The 2,027-nt window shown below is 62.2% G+C and carries 2 protein-coding genes; both read right to left on the reverse strand.

Annotated elements, in window-relative coordinates; genetic code table 11:
* Window positions 1-655: 655 nt before the first annotated feature.
* Window positions 656-940 (reverse strand): CopG family ribbon-helix-helix protein, encoded by a 285-nt coding sequence (locus IEY70_RS20750; RefSeq protein WP_189066929.1) that lies wholly within the window; start codon window positions 938-940, stop codon window positions 656-658.
* Between the two features lie 236 nt (window positions 941-1,176).
* The coding region (locus tag IEY70_RS20755) for a rolling circle replication-associated protein (RefSeq protein ID WP_229778138.1) at window positions 1,177-2,027 on the reverse strand (851 nt) is incomplete at its 5' end.

Raw genomic sequence — 2,027 nt, forward strand, 5'->3', positions numbered from 1 at the left:
GCAATCCCTGCCGGTCTCAGGGGGCCATCGGCCAATTATTCGTCGGGTCTCCGGGGGGCTACCAAAGGGAAGTGGCCAGAGTGTACCAGCCCAGGGTGAAGCATATTTCGCATCTTACCAAGGGGGAAAAGGGGCCTGTCAGGAAATCACGTCCAGCACGGCAAAAATAAACCGGTATGAAAGGTATAGACAGCGGCGGGGGTATCGAACCGCCGGGGGCGCGGCAGAGTACGAGGCCCCGCCCGGAACGCATCCCGAGATCAACACTGATGAAGGCGGGCAGGACCAGGAACACGTCTCGCGGCAAAGCCGCGCCCGGTCGCCGGACTGACTTTCAAACAGCCCCTCCGGGAACAACCAGGACATGCCGCCTGCTGCCGGCTGGTCTGGTCGAGCGCCCCCAGGAGAACAGGCCAGCCCGGAATAGGCCCCACCTCACAGCGGCACCCTGCGGGCAGCCCGAAAGGGAGGGGGAGAGGCGACGAGGACGAAGCGACGGAATGAAGGTGCAGTGGCCCCCCTCCCTCCCGGCCTGTCTAAAGATGTCACTGCGGGCCCCTCCCATTCCAGGCCAAGCAAGTGGCCCACCCCTGTTGACAGGTGGGGGTCAGCTCCGGGCCTCGCTCTGGAATGTGGTTTAAAACCTATATGACAGCTATTTTTCCCGTGTGGGCCACATCTTTTCGTGGCGGGTGACCATCTCCGCGAGTGCTTCCGAGCGGTTCAGCCCCTTGGCCTCCGCGTACTTATCGAGCGCCGCCAGGACGTAAGGCGGGACGCTGGCGGTGAATCGTTCGTACTTATTCTGTCCGGCCTTCAGACCGCGACCGCCCATGTGTTTATTGGTGGAGGAAACCGGCATCAGTCCGAATCCACAACCGGCAAGCCGCAGCAGTCGGAAACAGGTCCCGATTCCACAGGCATCGCGCAGCCGGTACACATGTAGCCGGTTCCCTCGATCACATCATCAGACACGAACTCGGAGGAATCATTTTCTACCGTCCCAAACGCGGATTCTCTTTCCATCCACCAACCATACAATATCGATCACACATGTTTCACGTGAAGCAACGTAACCTGTCATACATGTTTCACGTGAAACGCATATGACAGGTATTCTCACTGTTCCAGACAGCTACGCGCACGCGCGCACGGACGGGCCGCGCACGCGTGCCCTTATCCGCCAGGAACCAGCGGATCGAGCCGGTCGAGAATCTGCATCAGAGCCGGGGCCGCATTGTTCAACCAGCCCGAAGTCTCCAAGGCGCGAGCAGTACGACGGAGCTTGATCTTCTTGGCCTCCCGGCCCTTCTGAGCCGCGATCTTCCGGGCAACAGCAGCACCACGCCGCCGACGGGCCTCAACCCACTTGGAGATGGTACGAGTCACGTCCTCGATGGGCGCGGTCAGGTCCTCCGCCTCGATGGTCACAGGGTCCGGGACCAACCCGCGCGAAGCCCCCCAGAACCGACCAACCCAGCCGAACCCGTCAGGCACGCATTTCTGCGCCTCTTTGCTCATGTACTTCCGGAGATACCCCGCGCCCTTCATGTCCCAGTTCAGGAACGACCGTTGCAGCTTGCCGTCCCGGCCCCTGCGTTCCTCTGTATGCCACCAGAGATGCTCTGGGCTATCCGGTTCCGCTATCCGGTTCCAGGCGGCCCCCATGACCTTCCAGAGCGCCTCCGTGAACGGTTCCGTCAGCCAGACGTGGAAGTGCGGAACGCCCCGACTCTGGAATTCGAGAATCCACAGGTAGCCGACACCAGGCGCAGCACGCTTCAGCGCCTTCAGCCAGGCGTCGAGGTGTTTCTTTGCGGTCACGCCGTCCGGGTTGGCCTGGTGGTACGTCAGGCAGAACTGAGACACCAGGGCGGGCGAGGCGTTCCGGGCGATGCGGGTCAACCGGCTGGCCGACTTGGCCGAGAACATCTGCACCTGACCACGCTTGCAGTCCTTCAGGTGGGCGGGCTGCGGGCCGTCCCAGTCGCGTACTACCCGCACATCAGCAGGCAGCACTTCCAGCC

The organism is Deinococcus seoulensis (genome assembly GCF_014648115.1).
Classification (GTDB): Bacteria; Deinococcota; Deinococci; order Deinococcales; family Deinococcaceae; genus Deinococcus; species Deinococcus seoulensis.